Genomic DNA, 3,663 nt, shown 5'->3' with positions numbered 1-3,663 from the left:
GCTCCTGTCCGCCCCCCGCCGCCTGCTCAAGCACCCCCGCCTGATGCACTACAACCGCCTCGCGGCCCTGGTCCTCCTGGCCAACGCGGCGTTCCTGTGGGCCGCCCGCCCCCTGGCCACGCCCACCCTCGGGCACGCCGCCCTCGCCAACCTCGCCCTCGCCGTCCTGGTGCGCCAGCAGTACGTCATCAACCTCCTGTTCCGGCTGGCGACTTCGGCCCCGGTGAGCTGGCCGCTGAAGATCCGCTGGACGTTCGGGAAGGTGTACCACTTCGGCGGGCTGCACGTGGGCGGGGCGCTGGCCGCGTCGGTCTGGTTCCTGGCCCTGACGGTCGCGGTGACCCGCGCCGGAACGGACCTGCCGCTGATCGCGCTGAGCTGGACCCTGGTGGCCCTCCTCGCCCTGATCGTCGCCACCGCGCTGCCGCCCTTCCGCTCCCGCCGGCACGACCACTTCGAGAAGATCCACCGCTTCGGCGGCTGGAGCGCCCTCGCGCTCCTGTGGACCCACACCCTGCTCTCCGGCCAGGGACCCGTGCCGCTCGCGGTCCTCGCCGTCGTCACGTTCAGCGTGGCCCTGCCCTGGCTGCGGCTGCGCAAGGTGGACGTCCGCACCGAACGCCCCTCCCGGCACGTGGCGCTGGCCCGCTTCGACTACGGCGAGACCCCCTTCGCCGGTTCCTCGACCGCGATCAGCCGCAGCCCGCTGACCGAGTGGCACTCCTTCGCCAACGTCCCCGCCCCCGGCCGCTCCGGCTTCCGGCTCACCATCTCCCGCGCCGGTGACTGGACCGGCTCCTTCATCGACGACCTGCCCTCGCGCGTGTGGGTGAAGGGCATCACCACCGCCGGAGTCGCCAACATCGAGGTCCTGTTCAGCAAGGTCGTCTACGTCGCGACCGGCAGCGGCATCGGCCCCTGCCTGCCCCATCTGCTCGCCGCCGAGGTCCCCTCGCGCCTGGTCTGGGCGACCCGCGACCCCCGCGCCACCTACGGCGACGCCCTCGTCGACGAGATCCTCGCCGTCCAGCCGCACGCCCTGGTCTGGGACACCTCCCGGCACGGCAAGCCCGACATGGTGCGGCTCGCCCACGCCGCGTACCGCGACTTCGGCGCGGAGGCGGTCATCTGCATCTCCAACAAGCGGCTGACCTGGCAGGTGGTGCACGGCCTGGAACGGCGCGGCATACCGGCGTACGGCGCGATCTGGGACTCGTAACCCACCTTCCAGGGAGGGAAGATGAACCACCTGAAAATCGAACGGGACGGCCGCGTGGTGACCGTCCGCCTGCACCGCCCGCACGCCCTGAACGCGCTCAGCTCCGAGCTGCTCGCCGAACTCCTCGGCGTCCTCGGCCCGCTGGACGACGACCCGGAGGTCGGCTGCTTCGTCGTCACCGGCTCGGAGAAGGTCTTCGCGGCCGGCGCGGACATCAGGGAGATGGCGGGCAGGTCGGCCGTCGACATGATGTCCGAGGACTACTTCGCGGCCTGGGAGGACTTCGCCGACCTGCGCACCCCGAAGATCGCCGCCGTGTCCGGCTATGCGCTCGGCGGCGGCTGCGAACTGGCCATGATGTGCGACCTGGTCGTCGCGGGGGAGTCGGCCCTCTTCGGCCAGCCCGAGATCAGGCTGGGCGTGATCCCCGGCATCGGCGGCACCCAGCGGCTGACCCGGCTCGTGGGCCGGGCCAAGGCCCTGGACCTGGTGCTCACCGGCCGCACGATGGACGCCCGGGAGGCCGAGCGCTGCGGCTTGGTCTCCCGCGTGGTCCCCGACGACCGGGTCCTCGCCGAGGCGCTGGAAGCGGCGGCGGCCATCGCCTCGTACGGCCGTACGGCGGTCAGGGCGGCCCGCGAGTGCGTCGACCGGGCCCTGGAGACGGGCCTGCGGGACGGCCTCCGCTTCGAACGGCGGGTGTTCCACGCCCTGTTCGCGACGCAGGACCAGAAGGAGGGAATGAGCGCGTTCCTGGAGAAGCGGGCGCCGGTGTTCGGCGGCCGGTGAGGGGCGCGAACCTCGCGGACCCCCCCGGGGACGGGAGTGCCGGCCGCCACTCCCGTCCCCGGCCCGTTCACGGGCTGCGCTCAGCCTCCCGGGTCAGCACTCGTACGCGTAGTACGGCTCGTCACCCGCCTCCAGGCCGATGGTCTCGGTCGCGTAGGCGGAGATCTGGATGCAGTCCGGGTCCCACCCGTCCACTTCGACACTGGCGGAGATGGTGTGCCCGCACGCGTTGTAGATGTTCGCCCACCCGTTGCCGGAGCCGGCGAGCTTGGCGCAGCCCGGCTCCCTCACCCGCGCCTCGTCCGCGGGTGCGGCCGAGGCGGTCCCCATGGCCGCCGGGACGGCGAACAGCGCCGCCGCCACCGCCGTGACGAACGCGGAGCGAAGTCCAGTCATCAGGTGTCCTTTCCCCCAAGGTCCGGCGGGCGGCCCGATCCGCCACCGCACGCCCTGGACACTATCCGTGATCGAGTGACTGCGGAGAGCATCCGGGCTGTTCTTCACACCGCAGGGTGAAGTGAGCGCGTCAAGCCCGGCGTGCGAGAGCGCGGCACCTGCGCCACGTCACCCGGCCGCTGCCGCCAGCGCCCGCTCCACGCCCGGCTCCTTCGGCCCCAGGAACCGCGGATCCGGCCGGAACACCGCGTCCAGCGCCGCCTTTCCCGCCGCGAAGATCTCCCGGGTGCCGCCGTAGTACCAGGTGACGTCATGCTTGGCGTCCACGCCGACGCCGTACGACGTGACACCCGCCGCCTGACACAGCGCCACCGCCCGACGGATGTGGAAGCCCTGGCTGATCAGCACCGCCCGGTCGACCCCGAAGATCGTCTTCGCGCGCACGCACGAGTCCCAGGTGTCGAACCCCGCATAGTCGCTGACGATCCGCCCGTCCGGCACGCCGTGCCGGGTCAGGTAGGCGCGCATGGCGTCGGGCTCGTCATAGTCCTCACGGCTGTTGTCCCCGGTGACCAGCACGACCTTGATACGGCCCTCCCGGTACAGCCCGGCCGCCGCGTCCAGCCGGTGCGCGAGGTAGGGCGACGGCTCCCCGTCCCACAGCCCGGCACCGAACACCACGGCCACATCGGTCCGCGGCACGTCCGCCGCCGTCCGCAGCCGGTCACCCGTGGCCGCATACATCCAGGTCGCCGGCAGCAGCGCGAGCACGCACCCGGCCATCACCGCCTGCACCAGCCGCCGCTGCCCCCGCCGGGTACGCGGCAGCCGCGGTCTGCGGAACGTCACAGCACGCATCGAACGGTCCCTCCCCAGGCCGGCCCCTCGACAGTCAGGGACGTCCGCACGGACCGCCCGGTTCATCCGCCTTCGCGTGATCAGCTTCACGCGTTACACGGAACCCCCAGGTCAAGCCGCCTCACACTCCACCCGTCCCACATCGTGAACCGCTGGAAAACACCCGTGACGCCCACGCAACGGGAAGGCAACGTGCGGCGGCGACCATCGGTGGCATGCCCAGCCAGCTCAGCCTCGTCCCGCCGCCCGCCACGCGCCGCCCGGCCCCGCCCGCCCTCGTGGTCGTTGCGCACGGCAGCCGCGACCCCCGTGCGCTGAGCACCGTACGCGCGCTCCTGGACCGCGTCCGCGCGCTGCGCCCCGACGTGCCGGTGCACCTCGGGCACATCGAACTGAACGCC

At 72.5% G+C, this 3,663-nt stretch carries 5 protein-coding genes; 3 read left to right on the top strand and 2 right to left on the bottom strand.

The window, feature by feature from the left end:
- The coding region (locus CCL05_RS40935; protein ID WP_244204578.1) for a ferredoxin reductase domain-containing protein at window positions 1–1,219 on the top strand (1,219 nt) is incomplete at its 5' end.
- A 21-nt stretch (window positions 1,220–1,240) separates the two neighbouring features.
- Entirely contained in the window at window positions 1,241–2,008 is a 768-nt protein-coding gene (locus tag CCL05_RS40930; RefSeq protein ID WP_086565642.1) for an enoyl-CoA hydratase-related protein, read from the top strand.
- Between the two features lie 93 nt (window positions 2,009–2,101).
- On the opposite strand, the gene CCL05_RS40925 is transcribed toward CCL05_RS40930, so the two are convergent.
- Both CCL05_RS40925 and CCL05_RS40920 read right to left on the bottom strand, forming a co-directional pair.
- Window positions 2,102–2,404, bottom strand: coding sequence for a hypothetical protein (locus CCL05_RS40925; protein ID WP_086565641.1), 303 nt, complete (start codon window positions 2,402–2,404; stop codon window positions 2,102–2,104).
- Window positions 2,405–2,572: 168 nt separating this feature from the next.
- On the bottom strand, window positions 2,573–3,262 hold the full coding sequence (locus tag CCL05_RS40920) for a SanA/YdcF family protein (RefSeq protein ID WP_086565640.1): 690 nt from the start codon (window positions 3,260–3,262) through the stop codon (window positions 2,573–2,575).
- A gap of 206 nt (window positions 3,263–3,468) precedes the next feature.
- Here CCL05_RS40920 and CCL05_RS40915 point away from each other — a divergent pair.
- Window positions 3,469–3,663: CbiX/SirB N-terminal domain-containing protein (locus tag CCL05_RS40915; RefSeq protein ID WP_425275983.1), on the top strand; the 195-nt coding region annotated here is incomplete at its 3' end.

The sequence above is a fragment of the Streptomyces africanus genome, from assembly GCF_002150735.1.
In the GTDB taxonomy this organism is placed as follows: Bacteria; Actinomycetota; Actinomycetes; order Streptomycetales; family Streptomycetaceae; genus Streptomyces; species Streptomyces africanus.
The sequence above is the reverse complement of the archived record's forward strand: the minus strand, read 5'-3'. Positions and strand labels throughout refer to the sequence as shown.